Here is a 14,231-nt window from a genome sequence, read left to right on the forward strand (position 1 = left end):
TCGAGCTGAGCTTTGAGGATCTCCTTAGCGCGATCGTCGCTGAAGTACAATCTCAAGTTCAATCGCTATCGAAAATTGGCAAAGACCCATTTCAAACAGAGGGGATCGAAGTATTTATTAAATCTTTTGAGCGTTTTTTATCAAATAGGACTTATTTATGGACTGTTACAACAGTACACCTCGTTTTAGCTCTAGGAATTCTCTATATTTTGTGGTCTAACAAGTTTAAAACAAGCCAAAACAAAAGAAATAGTTAATATTTATAACTTGGCAAAGCTTTTGCTCGAATGATTTTGTTAGAGCTTATTTATAAAGTAAAACTTAAGAGGTTAGATGACGCAACATAATTCGCGTCATCACAGTGTAAATAGCCGCTTAATTTATTTGAGGTAACTTCTCGTAATCTTTCCTTTTTGTAGGTAATGGTTCGTATTTGATTAAAGATGCGAGAATAGAGCAAACAATCGTTCTGATAGCAACTGATAACTGGTTAGAATTTACCTTACGCTACGCAGTTGATTACAAACAGAGCCAAGGCAAAATTCCCATCCTCGATAACTATTCAAACCACTCACTAATTTTAGAGGCATGACGAACGATCGCGAAGTCTATACAAGTGCTTGTACTGTTCCCAAAATTTTTGCGCTTTTGTTTAAAGTACGGAAATAGGAACCTAGCGTGCCAGAGAAACCGATCTCGACTAATCAGTACCAAATTATACAATCATGGTGTCAGGAAAAATAAGCTGAAGCTGAAGGCGAAGTTGATTCTGATGATGCCTCAGCCAGTTTATTCGGTCGATTACGACCTAATGCGATTTAAACAGTTAAAAAATAGTCAAATTTAGGAGGTTAATACGATGGCACTTGTTCGTTGGGAACCATTCCGGGAAATTGACGCCATACAACGGCAAATGAATCGCCTGTTCGACGAACTGCTGCCTATCACCAGAGAAGCGCCAGATGGTATCGCCTTTGTTCCTCCAGCAGAAATGGAAGAAACAGCCGATGCGATTCATCTGAAACTGGAAATTCCTGGTATAGATGCCAAAGACTTGAATGTCGAAGTTTCCGCAGAGGCAGTTAGTATTAGCGGGGAACGCAAGTCGGAAACCAAAACTGAAGAAAAAGGAGTAACCCGCACCGAATTCCGCTATGGCAAGTTCCAACGAGTCATTCCTCTCTCGACTCGCATTCAAAATGACAAGGTACAGGCTGAATACAAAGACGGCATCCTCAAACTGACCTTGCCCAAAGCAGAAGAAGAAAAAAGCAAAGTTGTGAAAGTTAATTTGGGCTAATGCTTCTTTAACCAAGTGAATCGCCTTAACTCAGAAAAGGAGGTTTCGATAGTCATTGAATTATAAAGGGCAATTTTGGCAAAATTCAGCTTATTTACTGCAATAGCATTGCCAATTGCCCTTTTTTAAACAGCCAGTAGAGGGAGTAATGCTCATGAGTTCAGCCTTTGAAAAACCCCCAGAAAAATGTGTTTCTGCTGCCTTTAAAGAAGAGAAAAAGCTAGAAGATGCTATTAAACGCTTGCTCGATCGCGGCGTTCCTAAAGACAATATTTCTATTGTCGGTCGCAACTTTCAATCGGAAGCTCGGATAACTGGTTTTCTCACCAAAAAAGATGTCATTTTAGATGGCATGACTACCGGAGCGATCTACGGTTCGCTGTTTGGTTCTTTACTCAGCCTAGTTACAGGGGTCGGCGTTTTATTCGTTCCCTTTCTGGGCGCTGTCGTAGCGGCGGGACCTTTGGGAGCAGCTTTGTTGGGAGCAACCAGCGGTGCCTTGTATGGTGCTTTGGGAGCCGGATTGGGTTCTGTGCTGATGTCCTTGGGAATGCCTCAAGATAAGGCGGCAATTTATCAAACGCGCCTGCAAGCGGGGGAGTTTTTGCTGGTGGTGGAAGTCCCAGCAGATAAATCAGGCGAAATCTTTTTGTTGTTGCAAGCGGCGGGAGGAGAAGAAGTCGCCATTACCGATATGCAAATTCCTCGTCAGCCCGAAGGGGAATTGACCAGTAAGGAGCAAATTTCGCCAGAAATGAGGGCAAGTCTCTCGGATGAAGCGCAATCAACCTTTGTGGAAACCTATAACCAAACTTTGGGCGAGTCAAAGGATAAAACCAATGCCCTCATTAAAGCTTGGGAAAGGATTAAACATCTGTTCGATCGCGATGAGACGGGCACCTATTCCAACCGTAAAGGCAACTAAGACGGGAAACCTCCTCAGACCCATACTGACCTGAATTCTTTTGCAATAGGATGCGATAGGAGGTGCCGATGGCTGGAAGCGAATTTAAAGACTATTACCAAGTTTTGGGAGTGAGTAAAACCGCCACAACGGAGGAAATTAAAAAAGCTTACCGCAAGTTAGCGCGAAAATATCACCCCGATCTCAATCCGGGTGACAAGGAAGCAGAGGCACGCTTTAAAGAAATTAACGAAGCCCACGAAATCCTATCCGATCCGGAAAAACGTCGAAAATACGACCAATTTGGTCAGTATTGGCAGCAAGCGGCTGTCGGTGCCCCGCCAACGGGTGGCGTTGGCTTTGAAGGCATAGATTTCGGTCAGTATGGTAGCTTTGATGACTTCATTAACGAACTGCTAGGGCGGTTTGGTCGAGGGGGCACCGGACGCAGGGTTTATACTTACCGCACGACTACAGGACCCCAAGGTTTTCGGGAATATGTTGATTTTGGCAGAGAAGATCCCTTCAGTCGGTTTACCGATATTCCTACCCAAGATACCGAAGCTGCAATCGCGCTCACCTTTTCCGAAGCTTTTCACGGCACTCAAAAACGCTTGCAAATCGGGGATGAAACGGTGACGGTTCGCATTCCCCCAGGAGCCAAATCGGGCAGTCGCCTTCGCATCAAGGGTAAGGGACAAATCAGTCCTTTTAGTCAGCAACGAGGCGATCTCTATTTAACCATCGAACTCCTACCCCATCATTTTTTTAGATTTGAAGGGGATAATATTACTTGTGAGATTCCCATTAGTCCAGAAGAGGCAGTACTAGGGGCGCAGATTGAGGTGCCGACTCCCGATGGCAAGGTGAAGCTGACTATCCCCCCTGGAGTAGACTCCGGACAGGCACTACGGTTGCGCGGCAAAGGCTGGCGCAATCCCAAAGGCGATCGCACCGATCTGATCGTGCGGATTAAAATTGTCACCCCCAAAGAGTTAAGCCCCAGGGAAAAAGAATGCTATGAAAAATTGCGAGAAACCAGTAGTTTCAATCCCCGTCGAACCTTAGCGGAGGTGCGCCTATGAGTGCCAATTTTAGTCTGTCTCGGATTGTCTGGTCTCCAGAAGGCGATCGCCTTTACAGTTTTGAGCAAGCTGCTTATCTTACCCAAACTTCTGTTTCCTTACTGGAAAGATTTGCTAGTCTAGGATTGATCGAACCCGTTGGCTCTATGCTGCATCGCCAGGATTTAATTCGAGTGGTAAAGTTGCAACGATTGCGTCGCGATTTAGGTTTAAATTTAGTGGGTGCAGCAATGGTTTTAGATATGGCGGAGGAAATCGCCCAACTCAAAGCCCAATTACGTGCCTATCGGATGGCATCTAAATAGATAGATTAATCAAGAGGAATTAAATCATGAACGAAGCCAATCAAAATCCATCCTCTGAAATCATCATCAGTCCTGAAACTGATGCCCTCGTCGAAAAAGAAATGGCAGACCAAAATGCCGACTTAAAACAAGAAACTAAAGCCCTGATTGAAGCGATTAAAAAACGCGCTCAGTCTGAAATTCAGACGGCTCAAGATCTGACTCGCGAAGGCTATTTAAATGCAGTTCGTCAAGCCAGAGAAGCGATCGAACAAACGCAACTGATCGATCCCGATCGCATCGAACAGTCGGTGCAACTGATTCAACAAGAAGCTCAAAAAAATTGGCAGTCGATTATGGATGAAATTCATCGTCTCGGCGATCGCCTCTCGGAAGCTGCCAAAGCGGCTTGGAGTGCCCTCACCCAACCCAAATCTTCTGATTCCTAGACACAACTATGATTGCGGAAATTGGGAAAACATTAATCGTCCTTGGTACTGGTATCCTGTTGCTAGGAGGCTTGCTCTGGCTCAGTGGCGGAACGCTCAAACACTTTCCCCTTGGTCGTTTACCAGGAGATATTTTGGTGCAAAACGAGCATTTTACCTTCTACTTTCCCTTGACCACTGGCATTCTCTTGAGCCTTGGCTTAAGCGTTTTACTCTGGTTAGGAAGATTCATTACCAGTCGTTAATGTCCCGAATCCTCCCATGGCTATGAAATATCCATCTTCACCAGACCGAGGCTGGAAATCTTGGTTTGAAAGAGATGCCATTGTAAATAATCTGGAGTTTTTCCAGAATTTTATCGTGGTATCTCTATGTATTGGCTTGTTTTGCGTCATGCTGATTCGGTTGGGTGAAATGTTTCTTTCCCTGTTGCAGCCGATTAATTTTCAAGCCATCACTTCCGATATTTTGTTTGTTCTCATCTTGGTAGAAATCTTTCGCCTGTTAATTATTTACCTCCAAGAACAGCGGATTTCCATTGGGGCGGCAGTTGAAGTTTCTTTGGTTTCCGCATTACGGGAAGTGATTTTGCAGGGAGTAGTGGACATTCCCCTCGATCGCTTATTGGGAGTCTGTGCTTTTTTAGTAGTCTTGGGTGGATTATTATATTTGCGAGTCTGGATGTTTCAGCGATTTGAAGCGATCGCGACTGTAAGGAGCGAACCTCTCGCGCAACCAAAAGCTCAAGACCGACCGGACGATCGGCACTTTCAATTGCGTCGTCGTTCGTCATCTATCGAGCAATATCCCTTTTAATTAACCCAACCAAGATGATTTATCTTCCCGTTACCCTGTTACTCTTTTTACTCTTCTTGCTCATCTTTCCCTTTATCTGGCTAGCGATCGCTATAGATGTAGTTGAAGTGGCGGTTGCTAAACTGGGCTTTTCTCCTGGTTTTGCCTTGCTCTTATTTGCTGCCGTTATTTTGGGCAGTACTATCAATATTCCCCTCTATGAGCGCGTCTCTCGCGTCTCCATCATGCCAGACTTGGCAGAACTCTGGATTGCCCGATTTTGGGGCATTCCCCTACGGAAAATAGAGCAAAAAACTATCGTTGCCTTAAACGTCGGTGGAGGACTGATTCCTACTTTGCTGGCACTCTACGAATTTACCCGCTCCAACCCTTGGTTGATTCTGGCAGTAAGCACGGTCGTCACCATAGTGAGCTACTATTCAGCCCAGATCGTTCCTGGGATCGGGATCCAAATGAATGCCCTCGCTGCTCCCCTCACCGCCGCCATGATGTCTCTCTTATTGACCAATGGGGATGGCGCAGCACCGATTGCTTTTGCTGGAGGGGTCTTAGGCACTTTAATTGGAGCCGATCTCCTCCATCTGCGAGAGATCGAACGCATGACTCCTGGCGTGCTGAGTATTGGCGGGGCCGGAGTATTTGATGGCATTGCCCTTTGTGGATTATTTGCCCTGTTGTTAACTTGATCGTTGATTTGAGGAGGAATTGAATATGTTCAACGTCATTCGCCGCAGTCAAATCGTTGGTTTAATGGCAATGGATAGTAGCACTGCCACCCGCTATGGTACTGTGGAAGAAGTTTGGATCGACGATAGCGGTCGAGTCGTCTACTTTGCTAGCGATGCAGGCTATACGCCATTTGAGCAAATTGCTACCATCGGGCCTGATGCCTTGCTCACCTACTCAGAATTAGCACTTGCACCACCGCCATCCCTGCGCCGCCTTCACCGGATGGCAATCCGCACGCCTTCTTTAAGTACTCCCTTGGGTTGGGTAGAGGATTTTCTCTTTGATTGGGAAACGGGCGATATTGCTGCTTATATCATAGTTGGGGAGATTGCAGCACCGTTTGGTGGTCGAGCGGTTTTATTTCCCGATGATGTGGAAGCGATCGATGCAGAAGTAATCGTGATTAAAGAGGAAGCCAGAGATCGTCTGCAAAGTGAATCGGAAGGATTACAAGGCTTTTTGAGCGAAAAATCTCAACAGGTGAAGAATTTGGTCAAACGCATGGGCGATCGCTTGGCAAAGCTCCTTTCTCCCCAGGAGCGACCGGAAGTTGTCCGCGTCAAAATCAAAGAAGTAAGGGATGAACTAGCTCAGTCGGGGCAACATGACAAAAATGCCTTAGAAGAAGCCAGTGAATTTTTGCAAGACAAATGGGAGGACTTTCAGCATAGCCTCAGTCGCACTGGAAAACGAATGAAACAAGCGATCGATTCAGCTTGGAAGCGATTAACCCATTCATCTTGAACCCAATAAAAATACTGGATAAGCAACAACTAGCAACCAACCTGCTTTTCTACTGATTCGCTGTTTCGGGATTGCTAGCAAAATGACCAATACTAATGCAAGTAGCATGGCGATCGAGGGCTTGTGTAAAAGTGTGGCATCAACAATGGAGAGAGGACGAATCATCGCCGCAGCACCGAGTGTCATGGTAACGTTATAGGCAAAAGAACCTACAACTCCAGCGACTACTACCTCTGTAACGCCCTTCCTAGCAGCAGACCAGCATAAAATTACGAGTTCAAAGGCAGTGGCAAACCCAATGAGAGTCAGGGATAGGGTCGTTTGCATTTCTTCAACATTGCTAATCTGGCGCACGGCTTCCACCAACATAACCGAACCAACTGCCATTGTCACTAAACCTACACCCACTAATAGTAATTCCGTTCCGAGGCGACTTTTTAGTTCTCCGCGATCAGAAAGTTCTTCGGCTGCTTCTTCTAAAACCCCTGTTTCTCCCATTGCTGGGGGTTTGCGTTCCACCATCCAGATAATGCCGATATAAAGGAGATAGAATGTCAGTAAAATTGCTCCTTCCAGGCGATTAACTCGACCATCCCAAATAAAGCCAACGGCTGCTACCCCAATCGGAAACCCAAACAGAGCATAGCGCATCGCTTGTTTGCCAAAGGGGAGAGGGGCGACAATTGCACCCACGCCCAACGCTACCAGATAGATAGCGATATTTGCTCCAATGACATCACCAAACGCGATCGCTGGAGCATCTTTCAAGGTGGCTGCAATAGTGGTTGCTAGTTCTTCTGGTTCTGCTCCTGCTAATAATAATGCTAAAGCAAAGTTACTCACCTGCAATCGCACGGCAGCTTCTCCTAAGTTTTTGACAAAAGTCTCTGCTCCCCAAACGATGGCAGCAACTCCGATAATAATAACCAATATCCAGAAAACGATCGGCAATGATTCTCCGAACAGCATCCAATGCATCGAAGAAGAACTCGTGGTTATATGGAAGAGTAATCGAAGCGTCAGTCATCACTTAAAATTAATGGCGAGCCACTAAATTTGTGGAGAGAATGAATTAGGATAAAGTTGCCTCTTCTAGACTCACAGAAGCTTCTGGCAAGTACAATCGCTCTTCGGTAGCATCATACTCGAATAACTCTGCATAGCGTCCCCAATCAACAGCCGTAGAAAACTGTCTTTCTGCCTCTTGATGGGGAAAATGTTCGTCCAGTAAATCTAAGAAAAAATCCGCACGCATCGACCCATTTTGTTTTTCTCGCAAAGATTGCACCATACTCACAATTATCGGTACATTAGCTAAAACTTGTTGCCTAAATAAGTCTTTACTGCGGAGAATGGTAGTAGTCGCAAAATCTTTACCAATTTCTGTCAGGGTAATATCCCCCTGAGCAACCTTAGCAAAACCGAGCAATACCGCTGCATCGACAATGGGCAGTAAATCATCAACTTCCAACTGTAACCGTTCCGCTAACTTGGGCAAATCCTCTTTGGCATCAGGTTTTTCTACCAATAACTCTAACAGACCGCTAATTCCTCCAGCCCTAGCGTGAGGCAGTGCTTGAGCAAAGGGAGAACGAGCAACTTTGGGAGGTGCAGCAGCAACCCCTGTCATTTCCTTTTCGGGATTGGTCATAATCGTATAAATATAGTCCACCAGTTGTTTGAAGCGATCGCTGTTGGTAGGATGGGGACGAGGCAAGTCAATTTTTACTTCTCCGCGAATCCTTCCAGGTTTCGAGCCTAAAATGACCACTCGATCTGCTAAAAATACTGCTTCTTCAATGTTATGAGTGACGATCGCGATGCTTTCAGACGGAAATTTTCCGTCATTCCAAAGGTCATCAATTTCCCCCCGCAGGTTTTCGGCAGTTAACACATCCAGCGCACTGAAGGGTTCATCCATAAATAAGACTTTTGGTTGCAGTACAAATGCTCTAGCAAAACCTACCCTCTGCTTCATCCCTCCAGAAATTTCCTTGGGATAGGCACTTTCAAAGCCGTCTAACCCCACGAGGTCGATTGCTTTTAGTGCCCTTTGTTGTCTTTCTGCTCGGCTAATACCCCGTGCTTCTAGACCTAATTCGACATTTTCTTGTACCGTCAACCAAGGCAATAAGGCAAAGCTTTGAAAGACCATTGCTACATCCTGGTTGGCTCCCCGCAACCGTTTGCCATTGCTAATAATCTGTCCGCTACTGGGAGGAATTAAACCTGCCATAATGCGTAAGAGGGTACTTTTGCCACTACCACTGCGCCCTAATAAGGCTACCACTTCGCCCCTTTGAACCGTAAAATTGATGCCTTCAAGAACCGTAAATTCGCCTTTGCCATCGGGTAGAGGAAAGCTTTTGTTAACTTGTTCGACGGCAATGAGGGTATTAGACACATTTCGAGCGATTACCATACTTCTCTCCCGATTAAACATGATATTTGGTTTCTGCTAGTTCATACAATCGTCGCCAAAAGATGCGATTGAGTCCAACCACATACAAACTCATCATGCCAACGCCGAGGGTAATTCTTGCCCAATCCCCTACTTCAGTTGCTTGGGCGATGTAACTTCCTAAGCCATTGGCAGTCAAAGTTGTTGAACCCCAAGAAACAATTTCTGAGACAATGCTAGCGTTCCATGCTCCCCCACTAGCAGTAATTCCCCCTGTCACCCAAGCCGAAAGAATGCCAGGAATAATTAATTTTTGCCATTTTTTCCAACCTTTTAACCCCACATCGTCTGCCATTTCTCGTAAATCGGTGGGGATACTTTGTGCGCCTGCAATAGAATTAAATAAAATGTACCACTGCGCTCCCAACGACATCAGTAAAACACTGCCCCAATTAATATCGATGTTGAACTTGATAAATAAGAGAGTAGCCAAGGGAAAAATAAAGTTAGCGGGGAAAGAAGCGAGGAATTGAACGACTGGTTGCAATAATCTGGCTAATTTTGGATTAAAACCAATTGCCACGCCAATGGGTGTCCAAATAAGGGTAGCAACAATAAGAAGAATTGTAACTCGTCCAAGGGTTAATAAGCCTAGTTCAAAGGCTGTAAAAACTTCTCCCGATCCGACGGTGGTTAAAATGAAGTGGAGTCCCGCAGCAATTAATCCGCCGACAATCAGCAGTAAGATAAAGTTATAAATGCGATCGCTCTGATTCTGCATCATAGGATCGACGACAATCGCAGAGCGTTGCGGAGTCAAACTTGCTAAAACACGGTTAATCGTATCAGTCAAGGGAGTCAAAGCTTTACCTACTAACCGAGGTATCCGTGCCGTTTGCAGTAAATCTAAAACCCAAGATTCGGGCGATTCGGCTGCCTGAGTTTGTTCTAGTCGAAATTTGTCCGACCAAGCGATAATCGGTCGCCAGAACAATTGATCTACCAAAATGATAATAATAGCAATGGTTAACAATGCCCAACCCAGGGCTGAGAGATTTTCCCGTGCGATCGCTTCTGCAACATAAGACCCTAAACCGGGTAAAGTATAGCTTTGGTTGAGAACGCTAATTGCTTCACTAGCAGCCACAAAAAACCAACCACCGCCAAAACTCATCATGGCATTCCACACTAACCCAATCGTGGCAGATGGGACTTCCAACTTGACAAATCTTTCCCAACCAGACAGATGATACAAAGTGACTGCTTCATCGAGTTCGCGAGGGATAGTCCGCAACGACTGATAGAAAGAAAAGGTCATATTCCAGACTTGGGATGTGAAAATCGCGAAAATAGAAGCAGCTTCTAACCCCAATAAACTGCCTTTAAATAAAGCAATAAAACCCGTTACCGTAATCGATAAAAATCCTAAGACAGGAACGGATTGCAAAATATCTAATAAAGGGATTAAAACTCGTTCCGCTCGACGACTGTGGGCGGCGATATATCCATAGACTAAAGTAAAAATAAAAGAGAAGAATAGGGCAATAAACATCCGCAGGGTAGAACGCCCCGCATAATAGGGTAAATTGCGTATATCGAGTTCAATACTGGGCACTACATCAGGTGGCTCGAAACTAACTAATGCTCCGGCACCAATCCGAGAAACGACGGCTAGTAGAACTAAAGTCCCGAAGATTACCGCTATATCTGCTAATCCAAAGGGAAAGCGTCGTAAAGCTTCTGGCGTGGGAAAGGTTTTCATAAAGGGCGATCGCGTTTATAAATCAAGAGGATGTCATTCGGCGAGGTCGATCCTACTTCTGCCAATAATAGCCCATATCCCTCCAGCCATATAGCTTGGCATAAGTTTTCCAGGGCAATTGAGCGGGAATGCGATCCCAAAGAGAACCTTTAAATCAAGTCAATTTGACAGCGAGTCGCTAGCTCAATTGAAGGGCAAACTGTTAAAAACAGTATAGAACCAGCAACATCAGTTCAAGTTAATTTTGGAAAATTAATATGTTCGATCTGTTTTCAGATACTGTAGCTCTGTCGCGCCTGCAATTCGCGCTCACTGCTATTTTTCATATGCTCTGGCCCGTTTTAACCACAGGAATGGGGATTTATCTGGTCATCATCGAGGGGTTATGGCTGAAAACTAAAAACCTCGATTATTACCACCATGCTCGCTTCTGGTCGAAGTTATATGTTTTAAACTTTGGCATTGGCGTTGCGTCGGGTTTACCCATGGCGTTTCAGTTTGGCTTGAACTGGGCGCCGTTTTCTGAATCGGTGGGAGATTTTTTCGGGACAGTGCTAGGCTTTGAAGCAACAATGGCATTCATGCTAGAAGCCAGTTTTCTCGGCATCATGCTCTTTGGATGGGAGCGAGTCCCGCCCCTGATTCATTGGCTATCTACCATATTGGTGGCATTTGGGGCAAACCTTTCGACGTTTTGGATTTTATCGGCGAATTCCTGGCTGCAAACGCCTGCGGGGGGAGAGTTTGTCAATGGCAAGTTTGTGGTTCAAGATTACTTTCAGGCGATCGCCAATCCCTTTATGGTCAATAGCTTTCTCCATATGTTCTTTGCTACTCTAGAAACCTCTCTGTTCGTCATCGGGGGAATCAGTGCTTGGTACGTACTCGATCGGCGTCACGCCGAGTTCTTTTCTCGCTCCCTGAAAGTCGTACTAGCCCTAGCGATCGCAGTTGCTCCCTTGCAAATTTTCGTGGGACACCTGAGTGCCGAACAAGTCTATCACTATCAGCCCGCTAAGTTAGCAGCAATGGAAGCTCAGTGGGAAACCATTCCGGCTGGACAAGCAGCAGATTGGAGTTTGGTAGCGCTTCCGAGCGAGAAAAACGAACAAAATCTTTGGGAAATCAAAATTCCCGGTGCATTGAGCTACTTACTGGAACTAAAACCTACCCTAGATGAGCCAGTCAAAGGCTTAAAAGAATGGGAACCCGCTAATCGCCCTCACCTGGTGGGTTTAATTTACTACTCCTTCCGCATTATGGTCGGCATTGGCTTATTCTTAGCTGGATTGATGCTGATGAGCGTGGTGCAATGGCTGCGGGGTAAGTTGTCAGCGATCGCCATTACCGAGCAAAAATGGTTAATGCGTGCCTGGATTTTTGCTGCGCCCCTAGGCTACATTGCTGTAGAAACGGGCTGGATCGTTCGCTGCGTGGGACGACAACCTTGGATTGTTTATGGGGAGTTGCGTACCGTCGATTCTGCCTCCCATCTCCCTGCCGGAGAAGTCTTATTCTCTTTGCTAGGCTTGAGTAGTATCTATATCGTCTTTTTGATTGCCGCCCTTTACTTTGGCAGTCGCATCATTCGCAAAGGTCCTAACCTAGAATTGCCAGCTCCGCAAGCGATTAGTCAGCCCATTCTCAGTCTGCAACCCGCGCAACACGAACGCGATCGCCGTCCGGCAGAAGCCCAGCAGGAAACTCAAGTATAGGAGGTAGCAATGGAACCCTTACAACCGTTACAACAGTTCCTCCCCCAAGTCTGGTTTTTCATTCTGGGACTGTTTCTTTTTCTCTACGTTTTACTCGACGGTTTTGATTTAGGAGTTGGCATTCTCTCTCTAACCGCTTCGAGTGAAGAACGCCGCAGTATTTTGATGACCAGTCTCGGCAACGTTTGGGATGCCAACGAAACCTGGTTAGTATTGATGGGAGGGTCGCTTTTTGGCGCATTTCCCTTAGCCTATGCCACAATTCTCAATGCACTGTACTTGCCTGTGGTTATTATGGTGGTCGGCTTGATTCTACGGGCAGTTTCTTTTGAGTTTCGGGAAAATGCCGATCGCAAGTGGCTCTGGAATGCCGCTTTCGGCGTGGGCAGCTTTTTGGCAGCCTTGGGGCAAGGATTTGCGCTGGGAAGCGTCTTTGAAGGCATTAAGGTAGATGCCGACGGACATTTTGCTGGGGGGATTTGGGATTGGTTAACCTGGCGATCGATTCTAGTCGCTCTTACTTTAATTCAAGGATACGTGTTGATTGGCTCCACCTATTTAATTCTCAAGACCACTGGGGAGTTGCAAAATACTCACTACAAAACGGCAACCATTGCTACTTGGACAACGTTAGCTGGGGCGATTTTTATCACCGTCAGCACGCCGATCTTTTCCGAACAAGCGCGATCTCAACTATTTAGCGCCCCACTGGTCTATATCTTCGCAGCCATTCCTATCTTGGGAATCTGCGCGATCGCATTGTTATTACGAAGTCTCAAACGAAGGGAAGAAAATACGCCTCTGATTTGGACTTTTGTAATCTTCGCCCTTTCATTCATCGGTTTGGGGTTTATCATCTTCCCCAATATTATTCCTCCTAGCGTCACGATTTACCAAGCAGCAGCATCTCCTAGTTCGCTTGTTTTTATGCTCACCTTCGTTGGCTTTTTGATTCCTATTTTGTTGGTCTACAACATCTACAACTACGTTGTATTCCGCGGCAAGATTGTCGGTGAATCCTATGGCGAGTCCTAGATCCTTATAGCGAGGTTCTCTTTAAATAACTAAATCACTATTTAGTTTTATTATAAATAAAGAAATCGATCTCCGCACGGGACAAAAACCCTGGTGGGTTTAGTAGGAAAAAGAAGGTCGGGTTCTAGTTGATTTCAATCTAAGCAATCTATTTCCAAGAGGTTTTTATGACATCTACTTCAGCTTCGGCGCGATCGCGCATTACTCATCTATCCCCGAAGGAATTTACTAAATTACCGAACCCGCCTCTGCTCATCGATGTCCGTAGCCGATGGGAATATGCCATCGGTCATGCCCCCACTGCTCTCAATCTCAGCTTACCGCGCCTACTCTTGGGAACGATGCCTCTGTTTCGCCGTTGGCTGCTGCCCCAGTGGTTTCGAGATTTATCCAAAGAGCGAGCGGTTGCCGTCATCTGCTTAACCTCTCACCGCAGTCTCATTGCAGCTAACGCTCTAGTCAAAGCAGGTTTTAGCCAAGTGTTTAATATTACTGGCGGCATGATGGAATGGCAGCGATTGGGGCTAGAGACTCGCACGGGCAAGTAATTTCACCCATCTCATCTAATCGATCGCGTTAACCGAGAGAAAGAACATGAAAAAATACTGGTTTTAGGCGGCGCTCTGGGCAGAGTCGAAACAGCGATCGCGCGATTTAATTATAGGAGTTAAATTTCTATGGCAGCGCACAAACAAACCACCTCAAACTGGTTAAAACGTCTGTTTGCCTGGGGCTTAGAGCAGAACTTAAATAATCGAACATAGTTAGACAATCCTAGACATAATTTTAGGCTATAAGCCGATTATGTCCAATTTATTAACGGTTACTGAAGCTGCTCAACTACTTGGCGTGTCTACCAAGACAATAAGGCGTTGGGAGAATGAAGAGAAAATCAAAGCAATTAGAACCGAAGGAGGACATAGACGCTTTGAAGTCTTTTCATTACTAGGTAATAAGCACGATGCTTCTTTAACAGTGGCTTATGCGCTTAGTTTCTAGCTCTGACC

Annotated in this window: 16 protein-coding genes; 13 read left to right on the forward strand and 3 right to left on the reverse strand. The window is 45.7% G+C overall.

Features of this window, described 5'->3' with window-relative positions:
- Nucleotides 1-859: 859 nt before the first annotated feature.
- The 9 genes from PLE7327_RS17880 (at nucleotide 860) to PLE7327_RS17920 (ending at nucleotide 6,311) form a co-directional block, all read left to right on the forward strand.
- Complete coding sequence (locus tag PLE7327_RS17880; RefSeq protein ID WP_015145200.1) at nucleotides 860-1,300, forward strand: Hsp20/alpha crystallin family protein; 441 nt, start codon at nucleotides 860-862, stop codon at nucleotides 1,298-1,300.
- Between the two features lie 154 nt (nucleotides 1,301-1,454).
- A complete protein-coding gene (locus PLE7327_RS17885) occupies nucleotides 1,455-2,225 on the forward strand; it encodes a ChaB family protein (RefSeq protein ID WP_041393531.1) in 771 nt (256 codons plus the stop codon).
- Nucleotides 2,226-2,293: 68 nt separating this feature from the next.
- On the forward strand, nucleotides 2,294-3,289 hold the full coding sequence (locus PLE7327_RS26280) for a DnaJ C-terminal domain-containing protein (RefSeq protein ID WP_015145202.1): 996 nt from the start codon (nucleotides 2,294-2,296) through the stop codon (nucleotides 3,287-3,289).
- A complete protein-coding gene (locus tag PLE7327_RS17895; RefSeq protein WP_015145203.1) occupies nucleotides 3,286-3,594 on the forward strand; it encodes a chaperone modulator CbpM in 309 nt (102 codons plus the stop codon). Before PLE7327_RS26280 ends, PLE7327_RS17895 begins: the two co-directional genes overlap by 4 nt.
- A 26-nt stretch (nucleotides 3,595-3,620) precedes the next feature.
- Nucleotides 3,621-4,022 carry a hypothetical protein gene (locus PLE7327_RS17900; protein ID WP_015145204.1) on the forward strand — a complete coding sequence of 134 codons (402 nt, stop codon included), beginning with the start codon at nucleotides 3,621-3,623 and terminating at the stop codon, nucleotides 4,020-4,022.
- A gap of 8 nt (nucleotides 4,023-4,030) precedes the next feature.
- Complete coding sequence (locus tag PLE7327_RS17905; RefSeq protein ID WP_015145205.1) at nucleotides 4,031-4,267, forward strand: DUF2905 domain-containing protein; 237 nt, start codon at nucleotides 4,031-4,033, stop codon at nucleotides 4,265-4,267.
- Nucleotides 4,268-4,289: 22 nt separating this feature from the next.
- Nucleotides 4,290-4,838 carry a phosphate-starvation-inducible PsiE family protein gene (locus tag PLE7327_RS17910; RefSeq protein WP_041393533.1) on the forward strand — a complete coding sequence of 183 codons (549 nt, stop codon included), beginning with the start codon at nucleotides 4,290-4,292 and terminating at the stop codon, nucleotides 4,836-4,838.
- Between the two features lie 14 nt (nucleotides 4,839-4,852).
- Nucleotides 4,853-5,524 (forward strand): DUF1614 domain-containing protein, encoded by a 672-nt coding sequence (locus PLE7327_RS17915; protein WP_015145207.1) that lies wholly within the window; start codon nucleotides 4,853-4,855, stop codon nucleotides 5,522-5,524.
- A gap of 25 nt (nucleotides 5,525-5,549) precedes the next feature.
- Nucleotides 5,550-6,311 carry a PRC-barrel domain-containing protein gene (locus PLE7327_RS17920; RefSeq protein WP_015145208.1) on the forward strand — a complete coding sequence of 254 codons (762 nt, stop codon included), beginning with the start codon at nucleotides 5,550-5,552 and terminating at the stop codon, nucleotides 6,309-6,311.
- On the opposite strand, the gene PLE7327_RS17925 is transcribed toward PLE7327_RS17920, so the two are convergent.
- The 3 genes from PLE7327_RS17925 to PLE7327_RS17935 all read right to left on the reverse strand — a co-directional run bounded on the left by PLE7327_RS17925 (nucleotide 6,303) and on the right by PLE7327_RS17935 (nucleotide 10,474).
- A complete protein-coding gene (locus PLE7327_RS17925) occupies nucleotides 6,303-7,289 on the reverse strand; it encodes a sodium:calcium antiporter (RefSeq protein WP_015145209.1) in 987 nt (328 codons plus the stop codon). The two genes, PLE7327_RS17920 and PLE7327_RS17925, sit on opposite strands and share 9 nt — an antisense overlap.
- Before the next feature lie 94 nt (nucleotides 7,290-7,383).
- Nucleotides 7,384-8,733, reverse strand: coding sequence for an AAA-associated domain-containing protein (locus PLE7327_RS17930; RefSeq protein WP_015145210.1), 1,350 nt, complete (start codon nucleotides 8,731-8,733; stop codon nucleotides 7,384-7,386).
- Between the two features lie 13 nt (nucleotides 8,734-8,746).
- A complete protein-coding gene (locus PLE7327_RS17935) occupies nucleotides 8,747-10,474 on the reverse strand; it encodes an ABC transporter permease subunit (protein ID WP_015145211.1) in 1,728 nt (575 codons plus the stop codon).
- 257 nt (nucleotides 10,475-10,731) lie between these two features.
- Here PLE7327_RS17935 and PLE7327_RS17940 point away from each other — a divergent pair, with 257 nt between their 5' ends.
- The 4 genes from PLE7327_RS17940 to PLE7327_RS17955 all read left to right on the forward strand — a co-directional run bounded on the left by PLE7327_RS17940 (nucleotide 10,732) and on the right by PLE7327_RS17955 (nucleotide 14,223).
- Nucleotides 10,732-12,189, forward strand: coding sequence for a cytochrome ubiquinol oxidase subunit I (locus tag PLE7327_RS17940; RefSeq protein ID WP_015145212.1), 1,458 nt, complete (start codon nucleotides 10,732-10,734; stop codon nucleotides 12,187-12,189).
- Nucleotides 12,190-12,198: 9 nt separating this feature from the next.
- Complete coding sequence (gene cydB, locus PLE7327_RS17945) at nucleotides 12,199-13,224, forward strand: cytochrome d ubiquinol oxidase subunit II (protein ID WP_015145213.1); 1,026 nt, start codon at nucleotides 12,199-12,201, stop codon at nucleotides 13,222-13,224.
- 167 nt (nucleotides 13,225-13,391) lie between these two features.
- Nucleotides 13,392-13,772, forward strand: coding sequence for a rhodanese-like domain-containing protein (locus PLE7327_RS17950; protein ID WP_015145214.1), 381 nt, complete (start codon nucleotides 13,392-13,394; stop codon nucleotides 13,770-13,772).
- Nucleotides 13,773-14,028: 256 nt separating this feature from the next.
- Nucleotides 14,029-14,223, forward strand: coding sequence for a helix-turn-helix domain-containing protein (locus PLE7327_RS17955; RefSeq protein ID WP_217523196.1), 195 nt, complete (start codon nucleotides 14,029-14,031; stop codon nucleotides 14,221-14,223).
- Nucleotides 14,224-14,231: the final 8 nt, after the last annotated feature.

It is taken from the genome of Pleurocapsa sp. PCC 7327 (assembly GCF_000317025.1).
GTDB lineage: Bacteria > Cyanobacteriota > Cyanobacteriia > Cyanobacteriales > Microcystaceae > Hydrococcus.